This is a genomic window from Microbacterium sp. cx-59 (assembly GCF_020805625.1).
GTDB lineage: Bacteria > Actinomycetota > Actinomycetes > Actinomycetales > Microbacteriaceae > Microbacterium.
Map to the genome: position 1 here is coordinate 399559 of NZ_JAJHGO010000009.1, position 24345 is coordinate 423903.

20 protein-coding genes and 1 pseudogene are annotated in these 24345 nt (G+C 69.4%); 13 read left to right on the forward strand and 8 right to left on the reverse strand.

The window, feature by feature from the left end:
- Nucleotides 1–5 precede the first annotated feature (5 nt).
- Both LMI96_RS14030 and LMI96_RS14035 read right to left on the reverse strand, forming a co-directional pair.
- Entirely contained in the window at nucleotides 6–1631 is a 1626-nt protein-coding gene (locus LMI96_RS14030; protein ID WP_228361930.1) for an FAD-binding oxidoreductase, read from the reverse strand.
- Nucleotides 1632–1768: 137 nt separating this feature from the next.
- On the reverse strand, nucleotides 1769–2740 hold the full coding sequence (locus tag LMI96_RS14035; RefSeq protein ID WP_228361931.1) for an AraC family transcriptional regulator: 972 nt from the start codon (nucleotides 2738–2740) through the stop codon (nucleotides 1769–1771).
- Nucleotides 2741–3067: 327 nt separating this feature from the next.
- Here LMI96_RS14035 and LMI96_RS14040 point away from each other — a divergent pair, with 327 nt between their 5' ends.
- The 9 genes from LMI96_RS14040 (at nucleotide 3068) to LMI96_RS14080 (ending at nucleotide 15193) form a co-directional block, all read left to right on the forward strand.
- Nucleotides 3068–5317, forward strand: a complete 2250-nt coding sequence (locus LMI96_RS14040; protein WP_228361932.1) for a LuxR C-terminal-related transcriptional regulator — start codon at nucleotides 3068–3070, stop codon at nucleotides 5315–5317.
- 107 nt (nucleotides 5318–5424) lie between these two features.
- Nucleotides 5425–6168 carry an alpha/beta fold hydrolase gene (locus LMI96_RS14045; protein ID WP_228361933.1) on the forward strand — a complete coding sequence of 248 codons (744 nt, stop codon included), beginning with the start codon at nucleotides 5425–5427 and terminating at the stop codon, nucleotides 6166–6168.
- On the forward strand, nucleotides 6165–7661 hold the full coding sequence (locus LMI96_RS14050; protein WP_228361934.1) for an aldehyde dehydrogenase: 1497 nt from the start codon (nucleotides 6165–6167) through the stop codon (nucleotides 7659–7661). Before LMI96_RS14045 ends, LMI96_RS14050 begins: the two co-directional genes overlap by 4 nt.
- Nucleotides 7658–8755, forward strand: a complete 1098-nt coding sequence (locus LMI96_RS14055) for an NAD(P)-dependent alcohol dehydrogenase (RefSeq protein ID WP_228361935.1) — start codon at nucleotides 7658–7660, stop codon at nucleotides 8753–8755. The genes LMI96_RS14050 and LMI96_RS14055 overlap by 4 nt, the downstream gene beginning before the upstream one ends.
- A gap of 198 nt (nucleotides 8756–8953) precedes the next feature.
- The gene (locus tag LMI96_RS14060) at nucleotides 8954–10453 is read left to right on the forward strand and encodes an aldehyde dehydrogenase family protein (RefSeq protein ID WP_223723193.1); all 1500 of its coding nucleotides are present in this window, start codon (nucleotides 8954–8956) and stop codon (nucleotides 10451–10453) included.
- Between the two features lie 250 nt (nucleotides 10454–10703).
- Nucleotides 10704–11582 (forward strand): carbohydrate ABC transporter permease, encoded by an 879-nt coding sequence (locus LMI96_RS14065; RefSeq protein WP_223723334.1) that lies wholly within the window; start codon nucleotides 10704–10706, stop codon nucleotides 11580–11582.
- Nucleotides 11569–12465 (forward strand): carbohydrate ABC transporter permease, encoded by an 897-nt coding sequence (locus tag LMI96_RS14070; protein WP_228361936.1) that lies wholly within the window; start codon nucleotides 11569–11571, stop codon nucleotides 12463–12465. Before LMI96_RS14065 ends, LMI96_RS14070 begins: the two co-directional genes overlap by 14 nt.
- An 11-nt stretch (nucleotides 12466–12476) precedes the next feature.
- Entirely contained in the window at nucleotides 12477–13907 is a 1431-nt protein-coding gene (locus LMI96_RS14075) for a glycoside hydrolase family 5 protein (RefSeq protein ID WP_228361937.1), read from the forward strand.
- Between the two features lie 137 nt (nucleotides 13908–14044).
- Nucleotides 14045–15193, forward strand: a complete 1149-nt coding sequence (locus tag LMI96_RS14080) for an ROK family protein (protein ID WP_228361938.1) — start codon at nucleotides 14045–14047, stop codon at nucleotides 15191–15193.
- A 69-nt stretch (nucleotides 15194–15262) separates the two neighbouring features.
- Here the strand turns inward: LMI96_RS14080 and LMI96_RS14085 are convergent, their stop codons facing one another.
- The gene (locus LMI96_RS14085; protein ID WP_228361939.1) at nucleotides 15263–15967 is read right to left on the reverse strand and encodes an alpha/beta hydrolase; all 705 of its coding nucleotides are present in this window, start codon (nucleotides 15965–15967) and stop codon (nucleotides 15263–15265) included.
- 86 nt (nucleotides 15968–16053) lie between these two features.
- Here LMI96_RS14085 and LMI96_RS14090 point away from each other — a divergent pair, with 86 nt between their 5' ends.
- The 3 genes from LMI96_RS14090 to LMI96_RS14100 all read left to right on the forward strand — a co-directional run bounded on the left by LMI96_RS14090 (nucleotide 16054) and on the right by LMI96_RS14100 (nucleotide 17877).
- Nucleotides 16054–16983: an AraC family transcriptional regulator gene (locus LMI96_RS14090; protein WP_228361940.1), complete on the forward strand. Its 930-nt coding sequence runs from the start codon at nucleotides 16054–16056 to the stop codon at nucleotides 16981–16983.
- A gap of 115 nt (nucleotides 16984–17098) precedes the next feature.
- Nucleotides 17099–17581, forward strand: coding sequence for a hypothetical protein (locus LMI96_RS14095; RefSeq protein ID WP_228361941.1), 483 nt, complete (start codon nucleotides 17099–17101; stop codon nucleotides 17579–17581).
- A gap of 47 nt (nucleotides 17582–17628) precedes the next feature.
- Nucleotides 17629–17877, forward strand: coding sequence for a DUF3253 domain-containing protein (locus tag LMI96_RS14100; RefSeq protein WP_228361942.1), 249 nt, complete (start codon nucleotides 17629–17631; stop codon nucleotides 17875–17877).
- Nucleotides 17878–17918: 41 nt separating this feature from the next.
- Here LMI96_RS14100 and LMI96_RS14105 read toward each other — a convergent pair whose 3' ends face one another.
- The 3 genes and pseudogenes from LMI96_RS14105 to LMI96_RS16440 all read right to left on the reverse strand — a co-directional run.
- A complete protein-coding gene (locus LMI96_RS14105; protein ID WP_223723303.1) occupies nucleotides 17919–18749 on the reverse strand; it encodes an alpha/beta hydrolase in 831 nt (276 codons plus the stop codon).
- A 116-nt stretch (nucleotides 18750–18865) separates the two neighbouring features.
- Nucleotides 18866–21100 (reverse strand): helix-turn-helix transcriptional regulator, encoded by a 2235-nt coding sequence (locus tag LMI96_RS16365; RefSeq protein ID WP_228361943.1) that lies wholly within the window; start codon nucleotides 21098–21100, stop codon nucleotides 18866–18868.
- 72 nt (nucleotides 21101–21172) lie between these two features.
- A pseudogene (locus LMI96_RS16440) lies at nucleotides 21173–21637 on the reverse strand (AAA family ATPase); the annotation flags it as partial.
- Between the two features lie 42 nt (nucleotides 21638–21679).
- Between LMI96_RS16440 and LMI96_RS14120 the strand changes: the two are divergent.
- Nucleotides 21680–23155 carry an SDR family oxidoreductase gene (locus LMI96_RS14120; protein ID WP_223723302.1) on the forward strand — a complete coding sequence of 492 codons (1476 nt, stop codon included), beginning with the start codon at nucleotides 21680–21682 and terminating at the stop codon, nucleotides 23153–23155.
- Here LMI96_RS14120 and LMI96_RS14125 read toward each other — a convergent pair.
- Both LMI96_RS14125 and LMI96_RS14130 read right to left on the reverse strand, forming a co-directional pair.
- Nucleotides 23127–23594: an NUDIX domain-containing protein gene (locus LMI96_RS14125; protein WP_228361945.1), complete on the reverse strand. Its 468-nt coding sequence runs from the start codon at nucleotides 23592–23594 to the stop codon at nucleotides 23127–23129. The genes LMI96_RS14120 and LMI96_RS14125 overlap by 29 nt on opposite strands.
- Nucleotides 23564–24211: a TetR/AcrR family transcriptional regulator gene (locus LMI96_RS14130; RefSeq protein WP_223723300.1), complete on the reverse strand. Its 648-nt coding sequence runs from the start codon at nucleotides 24209–24211 to the stop codon at nucleotides 23564–23566. Before LMI96_RS14130 ends, LMI96_RS14125 begins: the two co-directional genes overlap by 31 nt.
- Nucleotides 24212–24345: the final 134 nt, after the last annotated feature.

Sequence of the window (24345 nt, forward strand, 5' to 3'; positions counted from 1 at the left end):
CGGAGTCAGAGTCCGCGGCCGCGCAGGCGCGCGGGCCAGATGCCCGCCTTCCCCGGGTTCAAGATCCCGCGCGGATCGAGCGCGTCCTTGAGACGTTCGTTGAAGCGACGCTGGGCGTGATCGTTCCAGGAGTAGGTGTCGGCGACGTGGTCGGCCCAGGCGTGGTGCGCGCGGTACTCGCCGTACCCGTGCGCCGCGGCCTCGTCGATGAGATCGTGCACGAGGCGAAGCGTCTCATCGCGCTGCACGGCATCGGTCCGGCTGTAGAGCAGCAGGCTGATGTGGTGCATCTCGCGCAGGCCCACCACGAACTGGGCGGCGTAGTCCTTGCGTGCCGCATCCGCCCGGGCCTTCACCATCCGGAACTGGCGCAGGGCGTCCTCGCCGTCGGGGGCGGAGATGGGCGAGAACCCCATGTGCGCGCCATCCGGAAGCCAGTTCAGCAGGTTCGCCTCTTCGATGGTCGGGATGCCGGTGTTGATCCGGTGCCGATCGTGCAGGGTGTGCGCCCCGCGGTCCTCCTCGGTGAGCGGGCGGGTCTGCGTGGTGGAGAACTTCGCCCCCGGGATCTTCCCGAAGGATCCCTCGATGATCGCCAGGTACTGCTCGATGACCGGCGGCGGTCCGTAGACCGTGCCGTAGAGGTTCCAATACCCGAGGCCGAGTTCGGCCTTCATCCGGTCCACCACCTCATCCGGGATCGGGGTGTCGTCCGCGTGCCAATCCGCGCGCGCGGAGACCTGGGCCGCGTCGAGGAAGATGTTGCGCAGCACCGGCACGTTCTGCAGCGGCGCCATGTTGATGCGCAGCGGCAGCATCGTGTCGATGATGGCGCCGAGGTCGTCGGCCCGATCGAACGTGATCTGGAACGTCTCCGCCGCGGGCGGTGCACCCATGAGCTGCACGCCCATCTTGGTGACGATGCCGAAGTTGGACTGCTCGAACAGGTTGTCGGGTTGCGGCCCGAAGCTCGGGGCGAACAGCTGCCACGTGTTGCTGCCGGGGATCCCGCCCATGCCCGTACGCAGCACATCGCCGTCGGGCAGGACGATCTCCATCCCCGACTTCCAGGCGGAGTGGTTGCCGTACGGCGTGTATCCGACGCCACGATCGAGCGTGTTTCCGACGATGCTCCCCCAGGAGAGATCGGGGCCGTCGATCCAGAGGTCGTACCCCTTCTCCTGAATGGCCGCGTACAGCTCGAAGTAGGTGACGCCCGGCTCGATCAGCGCGTAGGCGTACTTCTCGTTCAGCTCGAGCACCCGGTTCAGCCGGCGCCCCACGTGCACGATGATGCTGCCCGCGACGCGCGGGGCCGCACCGCCGTACCCGAGATTCTTCCCCGTGGAGATCGCGTGCAACGGCACCAGGTACTCGTTCGCGATGCGCACGATGCGCTGCACGTCTTCCGTGGAGCCGGGGTACACCACGGCGCTCGCCGTGAACGACAGGTCTCCGGTGACGGGGAACTCGTCGTCGTAGCGGGACACCTCGGCCGGGTCGACGTGGACCCACTCGTCGCCGAGCGCGGCGACCAGTTCCGCGATCGCCGCATCGAACGCGTCGGCGGTGACGTCGGGGGGAAGCACGCGGACCGAATCGGACGGTCGAGTGGAGGCGGATATGGTCATGGCGAACTCCTCGTCGAGTCTGCGAACGGCGGTGCCGTCGGGCGCCGCCGGCCCGGGAACGGGCAGACCCACCCTCGCCCCGCGTCGATGCACCGCCAAGGCCGACTGCGCGAATCGGATATCGAGGGGAACGCCGCTCAGCCGCGGCGGAGCGTCTCCACGGGCGACTCGCCGAAGCGCCGCCGGTAGTCGGTCGCGAAGCGCCCGTGGTGCGCGAAACCGCACCGGTCGGCGATCTGCGCCACGGAGATCTCCGGCGCACTGGCACGCTCCAGCTCGCGTCGCGCGAGCGTCAGACGTCGCTGGCGCAGATAGGCCAGCGGCGTGGTGTCGAGCGCCCGGCGAAAGCCGATCTGCAGGGCGCGCACGCTGACGCCGACCACCGCCGCGAGTTCGGGGACAGCGAGCGACGTGACCGTGGGCGACGAATCGACGTAGGCGATCGCGCGGCGGATCGCCCCCGGGCCCGCCGCGTCTCCGGGGTGGGCCAGCTCATCGCGGAACGCGTGCGGAGAAGCGACGAGGAGACCCGCCATGAGCGCCTCCTGAAGTCCGTCCCGCACGACCGGATCCGCGCCGAGTCCCGACGGCCCCCACAGCCGACGCGCGAGCAACTGCACCACCGCGAACCAGTCGCGTGCCGCGGGGCTCGTGAGCGGGAACTCCAGCGCGAACTCGATGTGGGCGCCGCCGAGCCGCCTTCCCAGCAGCGACTCGAGGCGCGATTCGAGCGCCGCGGAGTCGATCTTGATGCCGAGCACGCGAGTGGGCGTCTCGAACCCCTCGAAGCCGTGCGGGTGGAGTCCGTACTGCGCCGCCCGGAGGCCGGTGGCGAGCATCTGCTCGCCGGGGCGTCCGGTGCGAAGGGTTCCGGTCAGCGGGATGTTGATCTGGTAGGCGCCGGGCACCGATCCCGATTCGACGCGGGCCCCCGCGCTGTACTGCACCGTGCCGAGCGTGACCGGGCCGGCGCGGTACGAGGTCAGGGTGAGCCGCGGCGGACGCGCGGTGTCCAGCGGCCGGAGCGTGTGCCGGTGGAAGACCTGCGCCCCGACCGACTCCGCTTCCTCCATCGAGGCGTTCCGCACGGCGAACGATGCGGGGGCCACTCGACCCGGCGCCTCGGCCTCCTCGCCCGCGCGCGGGGCGGAGCGGTCGCCGCGGGCACGTCCGGCTCGGGGCGTGCCGCCATCATCCGATATGCGCATCATCCACCGCCCGCCGCGACGGCGAGCGCACCGGGCGCGCGATCGAGGTCGTCATGAAGTCTCCGGTTCGTCATCGAACGGGGTATGTCGGGCGACGAGTCGTGTCGGGCGACGGGTCGCATGACCAGTATCCGTCTCCGCGGATGCATCGGGTCATCCGTGAGATCACGGAATCGACCCGCCGCATGCGCGGGCATGGATAATCGACGTCAGGACGAAGGAGTCTTGATGCTCAGCGAATCGCGCAGCGAGTTCGTCGGCCGCCGGGCCGAACTCGCGACGATCGGCGCGCTGCTGGGCGACGCGCGACTCGTCACCCTCACCGGAGTCGGCGGCGTCGGGAAAACCCGCCTGGCCCTCCGCGCCGCCAACGAATACGCGCGTTCGCGGGAGGTGCTCACCTGGTTCGTCGCCCTCGACACCCTGCAGGATCCGCAGCGGGTTCCGTTGACCGTTGCGCGCGCGCTCCCCCTCGGCGAGCATTCCGCGCGCGACCCGCTCGACTTCCTCGTCGACGTTCTCGCGGACACCCCCGCGATCGTCGTGCTCGACAACTGCGAGCACCTCATCGACGCTGTCTCCGCGTTCGCCGACGAGCTTCTGGATGCGGTTCCGGGCCTGACGATCCTCGCCACCAGCCGCCGGCGCCTCGATGTGGACGGCGAGCAGGTGTACGCGGTGCCGCCGCTCTCGCTGACAGAGGATTCGGCAGCGCCCTCGGATGCCGTCGCCCTGCTCCTCTCGCGCGCCCGCGCGGCGGATGCGGCGTTCGAGCTGGCGCCGCGGGAGTGGGCGGTGGCGGCGGAACTCTGCCGCGCGCTCGACGGCCTGCCGCTCGCGATCGAACTGGCGGCGACGCGCCTTCGCGCCCTCCCGCTGACCGACCTGCTGGGCCGCCTCTCGTCGAGATTCACGCTCCTGCGTGCGGCGGGGCGCTCGGCGGTCGCCCGGCAGCGCACCCTCCGCGCCGTCGTGGACTGGAGTTACGAGCTGTGCTCCCCCGAACAGCGCGCTCTCTGGGACGCGATGAGCGTCTTCCGCGGCCGCTTCGATCTCGCCGCCGCCGCGGCCGTCGCGGAGCGGCCCGAGGCCGAGGTGGTCGACATCCTCGACGACCTCGTGGCGCAGTCCGTCGTCGAGGCCGACCGCGAGAGCGGCGGATTCCGGATGCTGGAGACCATCCGCGCCTACGGACGCGAGCGTTCCGAAGAGCACGGAACGCGGCCCTCGCTGCTGCGGCGCCACCTCGACCACTATCGACGGCTCGCCGAGCGGTCCCACCGGGAGTGGTACGGACCGCATCAACCGCAGATCATCGCCGCCCAGCGCGCCGATCGGGCTGAACTCCACGCCGCCCTCGCCACGGCCGTCGCCATCGACACGGACGCCGCGCTCGATCTCTTCGGCCGCCTGCGCTACCACTGGGGCGTGAGCGGGCTTCTCCCGGAAGGCCGGGCGTGGGCGACGCGGGTCCTCGGCCTGCCGGGCGGCGGATCGGTGGTGCGCACCCGGGCGCTGCTCACTGCCGCCTGGCTCTGTCTGCTGCAGGGAGATCTCGCCGAGGCCGACGAACTCCTGACCGAAGCCGAGCGGCTGGCTCCGAGCGCACCGCCCGCGGACGCGGCGCAGTTCGCGATCGAGGTGCATCGCTGGCGCGGTTCGCACGCCCTGTTCTCGGGTGATCCTCGGCGCGGGGCCGTCGAGTTCGCTCGGTCGATCCGGCTCGCGACCGACGCGGGCCATCCCGAGGAGGCCCTCCTCGCCCAGTTCCAGTTGACGACTGCCCGCTGTCATCTCGGCGAGCGGGGGGCCGGCGCGTCCGCGCAGGCGGCCGTTCGTCACGCCGAGGCGATCGGGGAGATGTGGATGCGGTCCCTCGCGATGTGGTCGCTCGCGCTCGCCGCGTTCTGCGACGGCGAACTGGACGAGGCCGAACGCTACGGTCGCGCCTCGCTGACCGCCGACGACGGGATCGACGACCCGGTCGGAGACTGCCTCGCGCTCGAGATCCTGAGCTGGATCGACGCCGCACGGGTGCCCACCGAGCGGTCCGCGGTGCTGCTGGGTGCCGCCCGCACCCGGTGGCGCCGGGTCGGCTCCGACATCTCGCGGCTCGGCCCGCACCTGACCGCGCACCACGATCGCTGCCTCACGCGGGTGCGCGAATCGCTCGGCGAGCGAGCCTTCGAGCGGGCCGTGTCAGCGGGCGAGCAGCTCTCGCCCGCCGAGGCCGTGTCGTTCGCCGCGTCCGCACACGGCTCCGGCGCGCTCAGCGAACGGGAGTCCCAGGTGGCCGCCGGCATCCACGCCGGACTCAGCAACCGGGAGATCGCCGACCGCCTGGTGCTCTCCATCCGCACGGTCGACACGCACGTGCAGCGCATCCTCGCGAAGCTCGGGTTCGGCTCCCGCACGCAGATCGCCGCGTGGTTCGAAGCGACCTCTCCGCCGCCCGTCGACACGCTCCGGATTACGTAGTCCTACGGATACCGCACAGCCGGACGACGGCGGACACTGACCGAAGACATCGTCGTCATCGGACAGCCGGCTCGCGCCGCCCTCCGCGGATCAAGGAAGACCCGGCTATGGAATCACGCCCGCATATCGTTCTCGTTCACGGCGCCTGGGTGGGCGGATGGGAGTTCGCCGGCATCATCCCGCTGCTGCAGCACGCGGGCTGGAGCATCGAGACCGTGGAGCTTCCGTCGACCGGATCCACGGGCACCATGAGCGCGGATGCGGACGCCGTCACCGCCGCCCTCGATCGGGCGCCCGGACCGGTGCTGCTGGTCGGCCACTCCTACGGCGGGGTGCCCGTGACGCAGGCGGGCGACCACCGCGCCGTCGCCGGGATCGTGTACGTCGCTGCGTTCGCCCTGGATCAGAACGAGAGCGTGCAGAGCGCGCTCGGAGGCGAGCTGCCCGGGGTCTGGAGCGCCGCCGAAGGACAGGTAAGGCTCGGCGCCGACCGCGCGGCGCTCGTCGCGCTCGTGTCGACCGGACTGCCGCCCGGCACTCCGCCCGCGGTCGGAGAACAGCTGGCCGACATGTTCCGCCCGCAGTCGCTCGCCTCGCTCACCGAACCCGTGCGCTCGGTCGCCTGGCGGACGAAGCCCAGCTGGTACGTCCTCACCGAGAACGACGACCTCGTCCCGCCGGATTTCCAGAGATCCCTCGCCGAGCGCGCCGGCGCTGAGATCATCCGCGTCCCCACCGGGCACGCGCCCTTCCAGGAGGCCCCGGCGGACTTCGTCGCGGTCATCGAACGGATTGCGGCGGAGTTGCCGCAATCGACCCCGAACACCCCCCACCCGAGGAGCGAACAATGACGATCACTCACCCCGCATCCACCGACGAGGCCACCGCCTTCTCGCCCGGCCGACTGTTCATCGACGGCGTCTGGCGGGAGGCATCCGACGGCGGCCGCACCGACATCATCGCGCCGGCGACCGGTCAGAAGATCACCGATGTCGCCCGCGCGACCGTGCAGGACGTCGACGACGCGGTCGCCGCCGCCCGGCGCGCGTTCGACTCGGGAATCTGGTCGGGCCTGTCCAGCCGGGAACGCGCCCGCATCCTGCAGCGGGCGTACGACCTCATCCGCGAGCGCAGCGAAGATCTCGCGCAGGCCGAGAGCATCGATGTCGGCAAGCCGATCATGCTCGCCCGGGTCGTCGACGTGAACAACGCCGCAGAGCTCTACGAGTACTACGCGAGCCTCGGTCATCACCTGGACGGCGAGGTGCGCGAGATCACCGCGGACGCGCACGCCTTCGTCACGAACGAGCCGTACGGAGTGGTGGCGGCCATCACCCCGTTCAACTTCCCGCTCATCCTGTCGAGCTCGAAGATCGCCCCCGCCCTCATCGCCGGGAACACGATCGTGCACAAGCCGGCGGGCGAGACGCCGCTCTCGGCACTGCTGATCGCCGACATCCTGCACGAGGCCGGTGTGCCCGCCGGAGTGTTCAACGTCGTCACCGGGTCCGGTGCGACGATCGGCGATCACCTCGTCGGACACCCCGACGTCGACAAGGTCGCGTTCACCGGGTCGACCGAGATCGGCGCCCACGCCGCGGCACTGGCCGGGCAGACGCGCAAGCCCTTCACCGCCGAGCTCGGCGGGAACGCGGCCAACATCCTGTTCGCCGACGCCGCCCTCGATACCGCCATCCACACGGTCATCTCTGCTTTCGTGTTCAACGCCGGCCAGTTCTGCATGGCAGGACCCCGGCTGCTCGTCGAGCGGCCGCTGTACGAAACCGTGCTCGGCATCCTCGAGCAGGCGGTGCCGCACGTCCCGTTCGGCGACATCACCGATCCCGACACGGTCATCGGGCCGCTCGCCAGCCGCGTGCAGCTCGAGAAGGTCCGCGACATGGTCGACCGGGCGCGCTCGGCCGGCGCACGGGTCGTCACGGGTGGTGCGCCCGTGCCGCGGGGCGGCGGGTTCTTCTACGCCCCGACCGTGCTGGCCGACGTCGCCGCCGATGCCGAGATCGTGATCGAGGAGGTGTTCGGTCCCGTGCTGACAGTGCAGCCCTTCGACACCGAGGACGAAGCCATCGCCCTCGCGAACGGCACCCGTTACGGTCTGGCGAGCGGCATCCAGACCTCGGATCTGGCCAAGGCCCACCGGGTCGCCCGCCGCCTCCACGCCGGCATCACCTGGGTCAACGGATGGGCGATCCTCGACCCGGCGATCTCGTTCGGCGGGGTCAAGGATTCCGGCTGGGGCCGGGAGGGCGGCCCGGAGGCGATGGCGTCGTACCAGAAGTCGCACTCCATCGTCATCAACCTCGCCCAGGGCGTCGGCCGATGACGGCGGGGCGCGCGGCGGTCCTCGAGAACGGAGCGCTGACGGTCGCCGACGTCGAGTACGGACGCCCCGGTCACGGCGAGGTGCGCGTGCGACTGGTCGCGAGCGGCCTGTGTCACACGGATCTCGGCGTCATCGCCGGCGGCATCCCGTTTCCATCCCCCGGGGTCATCGGGCACGAGGGCGGCGGCATCGTCGACGAGGTCGGGGCGGGGGTGACGCAGATCACGGTCGGTGACAAGGTGCTCCTGAGTTTCACGTCGTGCGGTGCGTGCGCCGGATGCGACACGGGCCACCCCGCGTACTGCGAGACCTGGCAACCGCGCAACCTGTTCGGGCTCCTGCGCGGCGAGGACTCCGGGGCGATCACCCGCGACGGTGCGCCGATCTCCGGCCACTTCTTCGGTCAGTCCTCGTTCGGCACCTACGCGATCGCCGATGAGCGGTCGCTCGTGAAGGTCGGGGCAGACGCCGACCTCGCGGTGCTCGCGCCGCTCGGCTGCGGGGTGCTCACGGGCTTCGGGTCGATGTGGAACGTGCTCGATCCCGGCACGAGCGACACCGTCGCCGTGTACGGCACCGGCGCGGTGGGGCTCTCCGCCGTCATGGCGGCCGCGGATCGGCATCCGGCGGCGATCGTCGCGATCGACCTCGTGGACGAGCGGCTCGCGCTCGCCCGACGACTCGGCGCCACCCACACGATCAACCCCGGCACGGAGAACGTCGCCGAGCGGCTGGCGGAGATCACCGGCGGGCACGGCATCGATCTGAGTTTCGACACCACGGCGAACCCGCGGGTCGCCCGCGGGGCTCTGGATGCGGCCGCCATCCGGGGCACCGTGCTCGTCTGCGGCGCGCCGCCCCCGGGCACGGAGATCCTCGTCGACATCCAGGGCATCCTGACGGGCAAGGTGCTTCGCGGTGTCACGATGGGCGACACCGTGCCGCAGGAGCTCATGCCCCGCCTCGCGGCCCTGCACGCCGAGGGGCGCCTGCCCCTGGAGGAACTCGAGAAGACATACGCACTCGACGAGATCGACCAGGCCGTCGCCGACATGCACCACGGCGTGACGGTGAAACCGGTCATCGTCTACTGAGTCGTGGGGGCCACAGCGATGCGGCCCCCACGCGGACGGTTGTGGACACGGCGCCCAGCGCACACAATCAACCGTAACGGCCCGCTCATCGTCGATGCGAGGGCCGTGCACGATCGTCGTCGCACACAGGGGTGCACACCCGCTCGCCCCCGACGAACGCAACGCTTCACAACACGATTCACAGAGAGGTGAATGTCGATGACCGACAACGTTCTTACCGCCGCCGGAGTGCGGACGGGTCTCTACATCGGAGGGGAGGAGCGGTTCACCGAGAACACGCTCGACATCGTCGACCCCGCACAGCCGGGCACGATCGTCGGACGCGCGGCCGCCGCATCCGCCGATGATGTGACGGATGCGGTCGCCGCCGCGAAGTCCGCCTACCCGGCCTGGTCGGCGCTCGGGGCGACCGAGCGCGCACGCCTGATGACCGAGGCGATCGCCGGAATCGCGGACGACCGCGACGAGGATGCGGCGATCCTCTCGCAGGAGAACGGCAAGGTGAGATTCGAGGCGTGGGTCGACGCCCTCGTCTTCGAGATCCGCTGGAACCTCGCCCTCATGCTGGCCGCCGAGGTCGACACGAGCAAGACCCTGCCGGTCGTTCCGGGCGCGATCCCGGTCTCGACCGAGGTCGCGTACCAGTCGCTCGGGGTGGTCACGGTGATCGTGCCGTTCAACTGGCCCATCGCCATCCTGGGCGCCGCGCTCCCGCATGCTCTGCTCGCCGGCAACACCGCCATCGTGAAGCCGCCGCCCTCCGCACCGCTCGCGACCGCGCGCCTCGTGCAGCGCATCGCCGAGAAGCTTCCCGCCGGTGTGCTGAACATCGTGACGGGTCGCGACGAGAACATGGCCGCCCTCATCCAGAACACGGATGTGGCGAAGGTCTGCTTCACGGGAAGCGTGAACGGCGGAAAACGCATCATGGAGATGGCGTCGAAGAGCCTCACCCGAGTGACGCTCGAGCTCGGCGGCAACGATGCGGCGGTGTTCCTCGAGGACGCGATCCTCGACGATGCGCACCTGGACCGACTCTTCGCGGCCGTGTACGACACGACCGGCCAGATCTGCATGAATGCGAAGCGGGTGTTCGCCCACCGCTCCCGGATCGACGAGGTCGTCGCGGGGCTGTCCGCGCGCCTGGAGAAGGTCGTGATCGGTCACGGGCTCGCCGAGGGCACCACGATGGGCCCGCTGCACCAGCCCGCGCAGAAGGCGTTCGTCGAAGACCTCATCCGGGAGGCGAAGGACGCCGGAGCCGACGTGCGCGAGTTCGGCGAGCTGCCCGGCGGCGACCTGGCGGACGGCAACTTCCTGCGCCCCGCGATCGTCGTCGACCCGCCTCTCACGCTGCGCGTGGTGACGCAGGAGCAGTTCGGCCCGGTCATCCCCATCATCCCGTTCGACACCGAGGAGGATGCGGTGCGCCTCGCGAACGATACCTGGGGAGGCCTCTGCGGATCGGTGTGGACGGCCGACCCGGCCGCGGCGCACCGCGTCGGCAGTCAGCTCGAGTGCGGCTACGTCTGGGTCAACGACCACGGCGCCACCCGCCTCGATCTGCGGGCGCCGTTCGGCGGCGTGAAGCAGTCCGGGTTCGGGCGGGAGCAGGGCATCGAGGGCGTCCGCGCCTTCCAGGACACCCGCTCGATCGCGACGATCGACCCGGAGGCGCTCGCCGCCATGGCGCACTAGCACCGCCGCCGCATCCGCATCCGCATGCGTCCGTCTCCGCCCGTCGCCTGACCGCGAGACTGCAGTGGGGGGGGGGGGGGGGGGGGGGGGGGGGGCGGCGCGCGCGCGCCCCCCCGCCCCGGCCCGGGGGGGGGGGGGGGGGGCGGGGGTTGTGTCCCCCCCCCGGGGGGCCCCCCCCCCCCCCCCCGCGCCGGGGGGGGGGGGGGGGGGCCCGGGGCGCCCCCCCCCCCCCGCCTCTCCGGGAGACCCCATGAAAGCCCGCTCCGCGCCCTACCTCTTCATCGCCCCGACGATGATCCTGCTGCTCGCCTTCGGCGTGCTGCCGATCCTGATCGCCCTCTTCGTGAGCTTCACCGACATGAACCTCGCGGGGCTCGGCAACTGGTCGGTGATCGAGTTCATCGGTCTCGACAACTACACGAAGCTCTTCGCCGATCCCGACTTCTGGCAGGCGCTGACCAACACCGGGATCTTCGCGATCATCGGGGTCCCGTGCGTCGTGATCATCTCGCTGGTCATCGCGCTCCTGCTCAACCGCTCCGGCAACTGGTTCTTCAAGGCCCTGCGGACGTTCTACTTCGTGCCGGCGATCACCGCGATCGTCGCGATCTCGCTGGTCTGGGGCTACCTCTACAACACGCAATTCGGGCTGTTCAACTACATCCTGTCGCTCGTCGGTCTGCCGCCGGTGCAGTGGCTGAGCGACCCGGTCATGGTCAAGGTGTCGCTCGTGCTCGTCGCCGTCTGGCGCGGCACCGGGCTGAACGTGATCATCTTCCTCGCCGCACTGCAGGGCGTGCCGAAGGAGTATCTGGAGGCGGCGAGCCTCGACGGTGCGAGCGAATTCCGTAAGGCTGTCTCGGTCGTCATCCCGCTCCTCCGCTTCGCGATCTTCTTCGTCACGATCACGACGATCATCGCCTGGCTGCAGTTCTTCGACGAGCCCTTCGTGCTCACCAAGGGCGGGCCGCTCGGGGAGTCGACGAGCGTGTCGCTCTTCCTCTACCAGACCGGTTTCTCCGCCAGCCAGTTCGGTTACGCCAGCGCGGGCTCCGTGATCCTGTTCGCGATCATCGCCGCGATCACCCTTATCCAGCTGCGAACCAGGAGATCCGATGACGATTACTGACCTCCGAGAGACGCTCGCCCCGAGCCCCGACGTTCCGCTCTCGCGTGCACCACGGAGCGCACGGCGATCCACCGCCCGGGCGACCACGGTCATCATCGGCATCATCCTCGGTATCGGGGCGCTCATCACCGCCTTCCCGTTCATCTGGATGATCACGTCGTCGGTGAAGCCGCGGAGCGAGTCCGTGGCCTACCCGCCGGCGGTGCTGCCGGAGAGCCCGACGTTCGAGTACTTCGTTCAGCTCTTCCAAGAGCTCGACTTCGGTCGCTATCTCGTGAACACGATCGCGATCGTCGCCATCAGCATGATCGGCCTCATCCTGATGGCCATGGCGGGCTACGGGTTCGCGAAATTCAGCTTCCGCGGCCGCGAACCGCTGTTCTTCCTCGTGCTGATCACGATGATGATCCCCGTGCAGGTCACGATGATCCCGACGTACCTCATCCTGAACGGCGCCAAGCTCACCAACACCCTGATCGGGATCGCGCTGCCGACGCTCGTCTCCGGCTTCAGCGTGTTCCTGTTCCGGCAGTTCATGGTCACCATCCCCACCGAGTTGATCGAGGCGGCGCGGATCGATGGGGCCTCGGAGCTGCGGATCTTCTGGCGGATCATCCTGCCGATGTCCCGCCCGATCTTGGCCGTTCAGGTGGTACTGACCTTCATCGCGGGGTGGAACAGCTTCCTCTGGCCACTCATCCTCGCCAACGACGAGCGGCTCTACACACTGTCGGTCGGCGTCTCGCTGCTCAACCAGCAGATCGCCACGAACCCTTCTCTGCAGATGGCGGCCGCAACGCTCATGGTCGTCCCGATCCTGATCGTCTTCGTCATCTTCCAACGCTTCGTCGTGCAGGGCTTCGCTCTGTCCGGCCTGAAATGACAGGTACCTCCATGACAACGTCGCGGTTCGACGGATTCGTGCACGCCCGAGACGCCCAGCTGGTCGACGGCCAGGGGCATCCGCTGCTGCTGCGGGGGATGGGTCTCGGCAACTGGTTGCTGCCCGAGGGGTACATGTGGAGGTTCGGCGACGAGATGAGCTCGCCCCGGCAGATCGAAGCCCGCATCCGGAGCCTGGTCGGGGCGGAGCGAGCCGAAGAGTTCTGGCGCCGGTTCGGCGAGGCCTTTCTGACGGAACTCGACATCGCCCGCATCGCCGAGCTCGGCTACGACCATGTGCGGCTGCCGTTAAACTCCCGATCGCTCATCGACGATGACGGTCGGATGCTCGAGGCGGGTTTCGCGCGCATCGACGATCTGATCGGATGGTGCCGGTCGCACGGTATCTGGGTGCTGCTCGATCTGCATGGCGCTCCGGGCGGCCAGACCGGCACGAACATCGACGACTCCCCGCGCGGTCTGCCCGAGCTGTTCATGGAGGAGCGCTACCGGATGCTGACGATCCGACTGTGGGAAGAGCTCGCACGACGCTATCGGCACGAGACCGTGGTCCTCGGGTACGACCTGCTCAACGAGCCGCTTCCCAACGACTGGCAATACACCTACGCGGGCGAGCTCGCGGAGCTGTATCGAGCGCTCACCATCGCCATCCGGGAGATCGATCCCGATCACCTCATCGTCTACGAGGGCGCCCACTGGGCGACCAACTGGTCGATCTTCACGGAGGTCTGGGATGCGAACTCGATGCTGCAGTTCCACCGCTACTGGTGTGCTCCGGACGAGTCGAGCATCGACGAGTATCTCGCCGCACGCGACCGTCTCGGGCTTCCGATCTACATGGGCGAAGGGGGCGAGAACACGCCGGAGTGGATCTACACCGCGCACCGGCTCTACGAACGGCACGGGATCGGCTGGAACTTCTGGCCGTGGAAGAAGCTCGACACCCGCACATCGCCGCTGTCGATCCGGAGGCCGGCCGGCTGGGACCTCATCTCCGACCCGGGCGCCACTCCGGGGCCGAATGAGGCCTGGGCGATCCTTGAGGTGTTCCTCGCGGCACTCCCGGTCGATCAGTGCGACGCGCGGTCCGATATCGTCAACGCGATGTTCGCTCGCGCGCCCCTCTCTCTTCCGGCGTGGGGCCATGATCCGCAGACCCCGCCGTCGACCCGAGGGCTGGCCGGGATCGCCGCTCCGACGATGTGGCATCACACGGCGGGCGAGCCCTACACGGCCGAGGAGGTGCTTCCGTTGCAGATGGCGGTCGACGCCGAGGTGCGCTTCGCGCTGGAGAAGAGACCCGAGGAGTGGACGCTCGACAGCGACACTCCGGACGACTTCGTGGGCCGATGGGCCGACGGGCACCTCGTGATCCGTGCGCTCCGTCCCGCCGTGCTCCGCGGCGTGAAGGTCTCTGCGTGACGACGGTCGACGGGCACCGCGCGGGCGCACTCCCGTATCGTCGTCTCATCATGAATGGTCCCCTCCCGCAACGGGCCGTGACGGCACCCTCGGACGCATCAACTGTCACGTCCCTGCGGCAGCGTAACCGGGCAGTGGTGTTGAAGCACATCCTGCTGCGCGGTGAAACGACGCGCGCCGAGATCGTCGCGGAGATCGGCCTCTCGGCCGCATCCGCGGCGAATATCGTCGTCGAGCTCATCGACGACGGCCTCGTGGAGGAGCGCGGAAGCAAGTCGTCTCGGGGCGGCCGACCAATCACGATAGTGGGACCGCGCACCGACGCCGCCGTGACAGTGGGCATCGACGTCGGGGAACGCGGTGTGGCCGCGGAACTCTTCGACCTCTCGATGAACCGCATCGATCGCGAGTTCCGGGGCGGACATGAAGCGGAGACGGCGCCGCGCATCGCCGCAGACATCGCGGCGGCGCTCGACGCGTTGCGATCCCGCCATCCGGCGCGTTGGGGCACCCTGGTTGGCGTGGGCCTCGGCCTGCCGGGCATCGTGGAGACGGATGCGGACGGCATCCAGACGGTCTACGCGCAGAGCCTTGGGTGGGAACCGGTCGCGGTGACCCGACTGTGCGCGGTGGATGCGGTGCCCGTGATCGCCGAAAACGGCGCCACCCTGCAGGCGCGAGCGGAGCTCTGGTTCGGGAACGCGAAGGACAGCCAGCACGCTATCGTCGCCCAGATGGGTCGTGGCATAGGAATGGGGCTCGTGATCAACGGCGAGATCGCGACGGGAAGCCGTTCGAGCGCCACCGAATGGGGACATACGACCCTCCAGGTGGGCGGCGCGCTCTGCCGCTGCGGAAACCGCGGATGCGTAGAGGCCTACCTCGGCGCCGATGCGATCCTCCGTCGCTGGAAGGACACCGGCGCCGACGTTCCGGGCTCCGGATGGTCGGCACTCGGCGCGCTCATCGATTCCGCTGAGGAGGACCCTGCAGCACGAGCCCTCATCATCCGGGTGATCGACGAGCTCGGGGCGGCGCTCGGCAGCATGGTCAATCTCAACAATCCCGAGCGCGTGTTGATCGGGGGCTGGGTCGGTGAACGCCTACTCGCTGCCTACGCGGAGGAGATCGACGCCGCAATCACCGCGCACGCGCTGCACCGCCCGGCGTCGCAGTACAGGCTCATGGGCACTCGATTCGCCGGCGACTCTGTTGCGGTAGGAGCAGGGCTCCTGCCCCTGGATGCTCTCATCACCACGGGCTGGACGGTCGCTCGCGCCGGGTGACCGTCAGGCGGACGATCGATCATCGCGCAGATCGCCGAGCAGGTGCGGGTGCTCCTTCCCGCCTGAGCATCAGGCCCCGGATGCGGCCGCCGCGATGATCTCTGCGACGGCGTCGGGCTGCGACAGGAACGGGGAGTGGCTCGCGTTCAGGCGCGCGACGCGGGAGCCGGCGCGGGCACTCAGGGCCTCTTGTGCGGGAATCGGGAAGATGGCGTCCTGCTCGGTGAGGATGTAGGTCGTCGGCCGATCCCGCCATGCGACCTGCGTGAGCGGTTCGGTGAACGCGCGGACCGACTGCGGAAGAAGCCGGGCGGCCGAGGCATCCGCGACGTCCGCGTCGACATCCCCGTAGAACAGGTGCTGCGGCGGCTGGTCGTCGTCGCCCGCGGTCACGACCGGCCCGTTCACGTGCCACCAGTCGGGAGCTTCTCCGCCCACCGCGGCGAGAAGCGACTCGCCCTCGTCGAGCGCGAAGGCCGCGATGTAGACGATGTGCCGCACCCGCGGGTCGGTCGCCCCCTGCGTCGTCGGCACGCCCCCGTACGAGTGGGCGATGACCGTCACCGGGCCGGCGATCTCGTCGATCGCGGCGGCCACCGCATCCGCGTCGTCCTGCATGCCCAGAAGCTCCTTGCCCTCGGCGTGCACCGTCGGCAGGTCGATGAGGCGGATGCGCCATCCCTGATCGGAGAGCAGAGTCGTCACCTCGTCCCAGCACCAGGAGCCGTGCCAGGCGCCGTGGACGAAGAGCAGGGTGGGTCGGTTGTCGGGCATCGTCGCCTCTTCCGTCGGAATTCGTTCGGGTGCGACGAGAATAGGATGCGGCGGTGTCACGGCGATGTGGCAGGAGGCGAGAATCGATGGCGATGCGCGAAGCGGCGATCGGCGCGCGAGTGGTCGGCACCACCCGGGGGCTCCCTCCCGGCCGGGACTTCGACTACTTCTGCGATGCGGTCGCCGATGTCTACGTCGGCATCCGGCCGCAGCGGTCGGCATCCTTCGCTGCGGACTTCTCGCTCTACGACATCGGGCCTTTCTCGCTCGGACTCATCAGCACCCCCGGGGTGTCGGCGAGTCGCGACCGGGCGTCGCTGCGCCGGGTGTCCGATGACGCGGTGTTCGTGAACCAGAGCTCCGGCGCATGGGGCCTCGCGCAGGGCGGTGCCACGTGGCACGTGGGCGCCGGCGCGCTGGTGCTCGACAACGATGCTCCGTTCACGGTCATCGCCGACCCGCGGCGACGGTTGCGGCTCGCGTCGGTGCGCATTCCGCGCGCGATGCTGTCGCGGCGGGCAGGGTCGATGATCGCCCTCTTGGACGACCGTCTGGCCGGAACTCCGCTCGGCGCGCAGGTGTCGGCGCAAGTCGAGCTGCTCACGTCGGCGGCCCGCAACGGCATGGTGCGGGTCGCCGAGGTCATGGCAGTCAGCGTGCTCGAGATGCTCGAGGCGGCCTGCGCGGCGGAACCCGCACTCCCCGGTCGTCGCGATGCCATGCGGGCGTACGCCCTGAGTCGGGTCGGCGACGCCCGTCTCGACCTGACCGCGATGGCCCGGGCGTTCGGATGCTCGACCCGCACGGTCCAGACCGAGTTCGCCGCCGAGGGCGAGACCTTCTCGACGTGGCTCCGCAGCGTTCGCCTCGATCGGGCCCGCGAAGCCCTGCGTGGGCCCGACGATCGCGGCCGGTCGATCCGGTCGGTCGCGGCGGAGTGCGGTTTCGCGGATGTCGGCACATTCCACCGTGCCTATCGCGCCCGGTTCGGGCGCACCCCCGCCTCCGATCGCTGAATGCCGGACGAGCCACGTCCTCGCCGGGCCGCGGCCGGTGCGTGTCGAGCAGGTGCGCCCGCACTTCCCGGGATACGCCCCTGACAAATCCGCCTTTCGTTGAAAGGCTGTTCCTATGGAGACGATTGCCCATCGACGCTTCAGCGCACCTCTGCGTGCCGTGCTCTTCGTCGGTCCCGCGATACTTCTGCTCGTCGGCGTCCTGAACGTGCGTACCCCCGCCGGGGCTGTCGTCGTGCTTGTCGCCATCGCCATGCTCATCGTCGTGACCTTCTTCTCGGGTGTCCGGCTGCGCGCGGGTCAGGCCGGCGTTGCGTTCTCGCTCGTGCCGTTCTGGGGAAAGACGCTGCGATGGACCCACATCGCCGCCATCGATGTCGAAGAGGTGCGCCCGTTCGAGGACTTCGGAGGGTGGGGCATCAAGGGCAGCCAGAAGCGACACGGAATCCTGCTGAGCGCCGGGGAGACGACGGCCGTTCGCATCACGACGACGGACGGTCGCCGCTATCTCGTGGGTGTCGGGGATGCGTCGAACGCCGCGGTCGAGGCGGTGCGTGAGCTGGCTCCGCCGGATACGACGGCGCGGTTCCTCCCGTGACGGCCGTTGATCTCGCCCCATCCACTCGGCGGGCGCGGACGGGAACCATGCCCACGGATCGCGCACTCGAGGACGAGATCCGGCGACTCCTGAGCCTGCGGGCGGCCGGCGCGACGATCTGTCCCTCGGATGTGGCGCGAAGCCTCGGCGACGAGCGGTGGCGAGAGCTCATGGACCCCGTGCGCGAGGCCGCCCGTCGCCTGACCGAAGCCGGGGAGGTCGAGATCACCCAGGGCGGCGAGGTGGTCGAACAGGCCAGCGCGAAGGGTCCCATCCGCATCCGACGGCGGAGCTGACCGCCCCGCGCCGATGGTCCCGACCTCCTCCGGCGGTGCGATCAGAGCGTCGTTGTCGCGGCAACCGAGCGGGCGTTCGCGACCGTCCAAGCCAGCGCGTAGTCTGCGACCACTTCCCAGCCGGGCTCGGCGCAGGTCCAGTGGCCCCGCCCCGCGAACTCGTAGTACTCCGTGACGGCGGGCGACTTGGACCAGTGCTTCGCATTCGACTTGTTGACGGCCGGCGGCATGATGTGGTCTTCGCTTCCGCCGATGAAAAGAAGCGGAGCCCGATCGATCGAGTAGTCGACCCAGGTGGCCTGGTGGCCGGGCTGATAGTTCGCGAGCAGACCGTACGCCCAGATCCAGTTGCCCGGCGCGGGGATGGCGAAGCGGTCGTGGACCGCGTCAGACTCCTCCCGGCTGAGCGTGTTCGTGAAGGCGTAGTGCCACTCGTCCTTGGTGAAGCCCACCGCCTTGTGCAGGTTCGCCGGGTTCTTCAGCGCCGGAAAGAGAGATCGTGCCTGCGACAGCGGCGTCACGCGGACGCCCTCGGTGGGGGCGGAGTCGATCACGGCACCGGCCGCACCGAGTCCGCGGGCGAGCAGGAGCTGGGTAAGGAGGCCGCCGAAGGAGTGGCCCATGAGGATGGGCGGCTTCGGCAACGCTTCGATGACGCCCGTCAGATGCGTGAGAGTCTCCGGGACGGTGAGATTCGCAATGAGGTCCGGGCTCTCGCGCAGAGCTTCGACCTCGATCTCGAATCCCGGGTACGCAGGCGTGATCACGGTGTAGCCCTGCGCTTCGTATCTCGCCTTCCACTCCGCCCAACTACGCGGAGTAACCCAGAGGCCGTGAATGAGGACGATCGTGTCTGGCGTGTCGGAGCTCATGGTCGTTGCCTTTCAGATATCGGTCTGACAGCCCGTCGTCGCGCGGGCCGGGATTGACTCCACCTTCGCCTCGATCTTGAATGCGCGCACCCCGTGGAGTACGTAGTGCTGACGGGTCAGGTGCGGCGCGCGTCCGTGAGCTGTCGGCGAGAGGTGATGCCGAGCTTTCGGAATATTTTGCGGAGGTGATAGTCCACCGTATGGGGGGAGATGAAAAGTGCGGCGGCGATCTCCGGGTTGCTGCGCCCCTCCGCAGCAAGGGTCGCGATCAACGACTCCTGAGGACTGAGATCGCTCTCGGATGCGGGTGGCGGCGCAACATCGCCGGTCGCGGCGAACTCGTGCCGGGCGCGGGTCGCGAACGGCACGACACCGAGCGCGTCGAAGGAACGCACCGCTCGGGCCAGATGCACCCGTGCGTCCCGTCGCCGTCGCTGACGACGCAGCCACTCGCCGTAGAGCAGGTGCGTCCGAGCGAGGTCGCCCGGCGCAGGGATCTGCTCGAATTGCTGGATCGCGGCGAGAAACTCTCCTTCGGCGGAAGCGGTACTCGCGAGCAGTGCCCGGGAGCGATGTGCGAGCCCGCGCATCCACGGGGTGGGTGTCGCCGTCGCAAGTCCCTCAAGCGATGCGGTCGCCGCCCGCGCGTCGCCCAGGTACCCGCTTCGCCCGGATGCTTCGGCGTAATCGGCCAGCGACAGATGGGCCACATGGAGAAAGCCGTTCTCCACCAGAGGGCGCAGCAGAAGGTAGGCCTCTCGGTACTCGCCTTCGGCGACGAGGCGGCACCCGAGACCGCGCTGCGCCACCGTCCACGCTCCGGTAAAACCGCTGTCGCGCGCTGCGTCTCCGGCGGTATCGACCGCCCCGCGCGGGGCGCCCGCGAGCGCCAGGTGCGCCGCGTTGACCACGTGCTCTGCGGGATAGCCGATCGCTCGCCGGAGCTCACGGATGTTCTCGAGAGCGTGTCCGGCTGCGGCGATGTCGAGGAGTTGGACATGGATCGTGGATTGCATCCACAGCGAAGAATCCAACGCTTGCAATGCTCCGCGCGCACGCGCGATGTCGACCAGGCGGCGGGTGACATCGAGCGCGGCGTGCGGGTCGGCGAGAGCCATTCCGAGGGGCACGGCGCTGGCGCCCACCTCGAAGAACGCGTCGTCATCGAGCTCGTCGATGACGCGCATAGTCTCGCGCATCGGCGGCAGAGAGTCCGGAATCGGACCGAGGATGTGGGCCGCGAGCCCGCGAAGGATCTCGGCGTGCGGTCCAGGCGCTGAGTCGGCTCCCGTCTGCAATCGCTCGCCGAAATCTGTGAGCTCGATGCCGGTGGTACGTCGTTCTGTCGTCCACACGTACGAGTACGCGTTGATCAGGGCGTGCTGCTCGGCGACGGCAGAGACCGGACGAAACGCGTCGGCAGCGCGCGCGAACATCGAGGCGACGAGCGGAACGCTATCGGCATCTGCAATGAACAGCGCGACGAATGCGCGCGCGGAAAGCGCGCGACCCCGGTGCTCCGGGGTCAGGGCTTCGAAGTCGAGGGCGTCCAACATCTCGCGGGCGAGCAGCGCGGCTCCTGCGCCGAGGGCGGCTTCCACTGCGGCGATTTGATGCTCGTCATGTGAGACACCGACGGGCGTCAGCTCTGCGGAGCGTGCCAGAAGTCCCGCCTGAGCAAGGAGGGCTCCCCGCCCGCCGGCGGCATCTGCGAGCGCGGCCAGCCGTGCGGCCAGTGGGATGTCTGGCGCGACGGCGACCGCCGAGGCATGCATGGCCGCAGCCGTGACGAAGCCCTGGGCGTGGGATGCCCCCTCGAGAGCGATATGTGCCTTGCGCCGATCGGCCGACGAGGCGCCGTTGTACACGGCAGAGCGGATCAGCTGGTGGCGGAACCGCATTCGCACTCCGACTTCGAGCAGCTTCGCGTTCTCGAGCGGGGTCGATGCGTCGGGAGGGAGTCTCCGCTCGTCCGCCGCCTGCCGAACGACGTCCGCGGCACCGGTCGTATCGGTGGCGGCGAGCAGGGCGAAGGCGACGGCGCTCGCAGGAAGCTCTCGGACTTGCTGGAGGTAGAAGTCCTCGAGGAGTGCGCCGGGCGGAAGTGGCTCCAGCGACAGGGCGCGAAGCGCGAGCCGCTCCGCATCCGCGTGTGACGCGAGGTCGGTAATCGCGAGGGGGTGGCCATCCAATTGCGCGGCGACCCTCACTGCGAGGTGGGGATCGAACTGCCGCGGAGAACGAGCGTTCAGGAGTGCGACGGCCGATAGCGCATCCAACCCATCCAAACGGTGCACCGCGATTCCGGCGAGCATCTCCAGGGTCGTCGGAGTCGGACGCGATGCGAACACAATGAATGCGGATTCCGCAGTGAGACGACGCGCGACGAACGCGAGGGCGGCGAGCGACGCCGGGTCAAGCAGGTGAGCATCGTCGACAACGCACACCACCGGACGGGGCGCCGACGCGAGGAGCGTGAGAACTGCGGCGCCGACCTGATATCGGTCTGGTGGCGGGCCGCCCGCGCGTCCTGTGGCCACCTCGAGTGCGTGTCGCAGGTCGAGAGGAAGAGTCGAGAGATCGTTCTGCAGATCACGGAGGAGAAGATCGATGGCGGCGTAAGGGAGGTCTGCTTCGGTGGAGAAGCCGGTCAGCCGAAGGACTCTCGAGTCGCGTGTCTCGCGCCGCGTGAGAAATTCATCGAGAAGTGCTGTCTTGCCGATCCCCGGGTTGCCTACGATGACGAGAGCGGACGCATTCCCGCTTTGGGCAGCACGGAGGAGTGTGCCGAGAGTCTCGAGGTCATCGGACCGGCCCACGAAGAGTGTCGGATTCGCGTCGATGGGGGCAGGGTATCGAAGTCGGTGCCTGCAAGCGACTACCCGCATCCGCCCGGAGGATGATCCCGCGATGCGCGGATAAACTCTCGTGTGCCCTCCTCCGATCCCGCTGCCACCGACGGGCCGTCGATCGACCCCGACGACCTCGCCACCGCCCTTCGCGTGCTGGCCGCCGCCGAGGCGCTCGAGAAGGACGACCCCGACTACGTGACGCTGCGGCACGCGACCGGCAAGTTGTACAAAGCGGTCAAGCTGCAGGGCCGCCGCGACAAGCGCGACCGCATCGCCGAGGCGGATCGGGCCGTCGTCGCCGCGACCGCCACCGGGGCCTCCGATCGCATCGACGATGAGACGCGCGGCATCCCGCTCGCGGTGCGGATCGCCGCGCCGACCGCCGGCGAACTACTCAAGCCGCGGGCCTGTTACATCTGCAAGAAGCCGTACACGACGGTGGATGCGTTCTATCACCAGCTCTGCCCGGACTGCGCCGCGATGAGTCACGAGAAGCGCGATGCACGCACCGACCTCACCGGACGCCGCGCACTTCTCACCGGTGGCCGCGCGAAGATCGGCATGTACATCGCGCTGCGGCTGCTGCGCGACGGGGCCCACACGACCATCACGACGCGCTTCCCCCGTGACGCGGTCCGTCGGTTCGCCGCGCTCCCGGACTCGGCGGACTGGCTGCACCGGCTGAAGGTCGTCGGCATCGACCTGCGCGACCCGGCCCAGGTCATCGCGCTCGCCGAGTCGGTCGCCGCCGCCGGGCCCCTCGACATCCTGATCAACAACGCGGCGCAGACCGTTCGTCGATCCCAGGGGGCGTACAAGCCGCTCGTCGACGCGGAGCTCGCGCCGCTTCCGGACGGACCGCTGCCGGAGCTGCTCACCTTCGGGCACACGAACGACGCGCACCCGCTGGCGCTCGCGCAGTCCGTCTCCGCCCACCCGATTCTCGCCTCCGCCGCGCGGACGGCCGACGAACTCACCGCTGAAGCGATGACGGCCGGTTCGTCATCCCTCGAGCGACTCGCCGCGGGAACCGCGATCGACGCGGGTGGGCTCGTGCCCGACGAGGACCACATCAACAGCTGGACCCAGCACGTCGACCAGGTCGACCCGCTGGAGATGCTGGAGGTGCAGCTGGCGAACACGACGGCCCCGTTCCTCCTCATCCGCGGACTCCGTGCCTCGATGGCCGCCTCGCCGGCACGCCGCACGTACGTCGTGAACGTGTCGGCGATGGAAGGCGTGTTCGGGCGCGGCTACAAGGGCCCCGGCCACCCGCACACGAACATGGCCAAAGCGGCGCTCAACATGCTCACCCGCACGAGCGCTCGCGAGATGTTCGAGTCTGACGGCATCCTGATGACCGCCGTCGACACGGGGTGGATCACCGACGAACGCCCGCACTTCACGAAGGTGCGTCTCGCCGAAGAGGGCTTCCACGCTCCGCTCGATCTCGTCGACGGCGCGGCCCGTGTCTACGACCCGATCGTGCGCGGCGAGGCCGGCGAAGACCTCTTCGGGGTCTTCCTCAAGGACTACCAGCCGGGCGCGTGGTGACCTCGGGAAGGAAGTAGGCGAGGGCGAGCGGGGCGATCTCGATCTCGTCGGCATCCGCCCGTGTGACCCAGCGCGACTCGGCGATCTCGGCCGCGATCACCGGAACCGCGGCGCCGATCTCGACCCGGAAGACGTCCGCGACGACGAGGTGCCCGGGTTCGTTCGCTGCGGGCGCCGTGAACGTGCCGAGCGAGGTGATGGCCGACGCGGGCGGACGGATGCCGATCTCCTCGTCGAGTTCGCGGACGAGGGTCTGCGCCGCGGTCTCGCCCGGGTCGGGCTTGCCACCCGGCTGCATGAACGCCGTGGTGCCGCGCTTGCGCACCAGCAGAAGGCGGCCGCTGTCGTCGGTGATGACGGCGGCGGAAACGTGGATGCGGCGCTCCGCGGGCACGTTCGCGTCGACGCTCACGGGCGCACCGACTCCGACGTCATCCACGCCACGACGACGTCGCCGATCATGGCGCGCAGGTGGTCGCGGCGCGACGGGTCGAGCAGGTCGCGGTCGAACAGGTACCCGAAGGTGTACTGGTTGGCGACCTGGAAGAAGCAGTACGAGCTGATCACCAGGTGCACGTCGAGCGCGTCCACGTCGTCTCGGAAGACGCCGTCTTCGCGACCCCGGGTGAGCGCCACATCGAGCACACCGAGCGCGGGTGCGTTGAGGGTGCGCAGCGACTCGAGTTTGTGGATGAAGTCGCCGCGGTGGATGTTCTCGATCGACACGAGCCGGATGAAGTCGGTGTGCGCGAGATGGTGGTCGTACGTGAGTTCGGCGATCCGGCGGAGGGCTTCGATCGGCGGCAGGTCGCCGACGTGCAGCGACTGCTCGGCCTCGCGAATGCCGCGGTAGGCCCGCTCCAGGACGGCGAGATACAGCCCCTCTTTGCCCCCGAAGTAGTAGTAGATCATCCGCTTCGTCGTTCGCGTCCGGGCGGCGATCTCGTCGACCCGGGTGCCGGAGAAGCCCGACTCGGCGAAAGTGCGGGTCGCGACGTCGAGCAGCTCTGCGCGGGTGCGTTCCGCGTCGCGCTGTCGGATGGCGGGCTCGGTCACGGTGTCAGCCTACTGAGCGCCGCATGCGGGCGACGGCGGCGCCGACCCGTCGTCGCTCCGGAGCTGGTGGATCATGCTCCTCCTCCACGACCGGGCCTGAGGTCGCGTCCGGCATCGGCGGAGGTTGCACGACT

Coding starts and splice junctions, on each gene's coding strand:
- LMI96_RS14030 (WP_228361930.1), bottom strand. CDS start 1,631: ATGACCATATCCGCCTCCACTCGACCGTCCGATTCGGTCCGCGTGCTT.
- LMI96_RS14040 (WP_228361932.1), top strand. CDS start 3,068: ATGCTCAGCGAATCGCGCAGCGAGTTCGTCGGCCGCCGGGCCGAACTC.
- LMI96_RS14045 (WP_228361933.1), top strand. CDS start 5,425: ATGGAATCACGCCCGCATATCGTTCTCGTTCACGGCGCCTGGGTGGGC.
- LMI96_RS14050 (WP_228361934.1), top strand. CDS start 6,165: ATGACGATCACTCACCCCGCATCCACCGACGAGGCCACCGCCTTCTCG.
- LMI96_RS14055 (WP_228361935.1), top strand. CDS start 7,658: ATGACGGCGGGGCGCGCGGCGGTCCTCGAGAACGGAGCGCTGACGGTC.
- LMI96_RS14060 (WP_223723193.1), top strand. CDS start 8,954: ATGACCGACAACGTTCTTACCGCCGCCGGAGTGCGGACGGGTCTCTAC.
- LMI96_RS14065 (WP_223723334.1), top strand. CDS start 10,704: ATGAAAGCCCGCTCCGCGCCCTACCTCTTCATCGCCCCGACGATGATC.
- LMI96_RS14070 (WP_228361936.1), top strand. CDS start 11,569: ATGACGATTACTGACCTCCGAGAGACGCTCGCCCCGAGCCCCGACGTT.
- LMI96_RS14075 (WP_228361937.1), top strand. CDS start 12,477: ATGACAACGTCGCGGTTCGACGGATTCGTGCACGCCCGAGACGCCCAG.
- LMI96_RS14085 (WP_228361939.1), bottom strand. CDS start 15,967: ATGCCCGACAACCGACCCACCCTGCTCTTCGTCCACGGCGCCTGGCAC.
- LMI96_RS14090 (WP_228361940.1), top strand. CDS start 16,054: ATGGCGATGCGCGAAGCGGCGATCGGCGCGCGAGTGGTCGGCACCACC.
- LMI96_RS14095 (WP_228361941.1), top strand. CDS start 17,099: ATGGAGACGATTGCCCATCGACGCTTCAGCGCACCTCTGCGTGCCGTG.
- LMI96_RS14100 (WP_228361942.1), top strand. CDS start 17,629: ATGCCCACGGATCGCGCACTCGAGGACGAGATCCGGCGACTCCTGAGC.
- LMI96_RS14105 (WP_223723303.1), bottom strand. CDS start 18,749: ATGAGCTCCGACACGCCAGACACGATCGTCCTCATTCACGGCCTCTGG.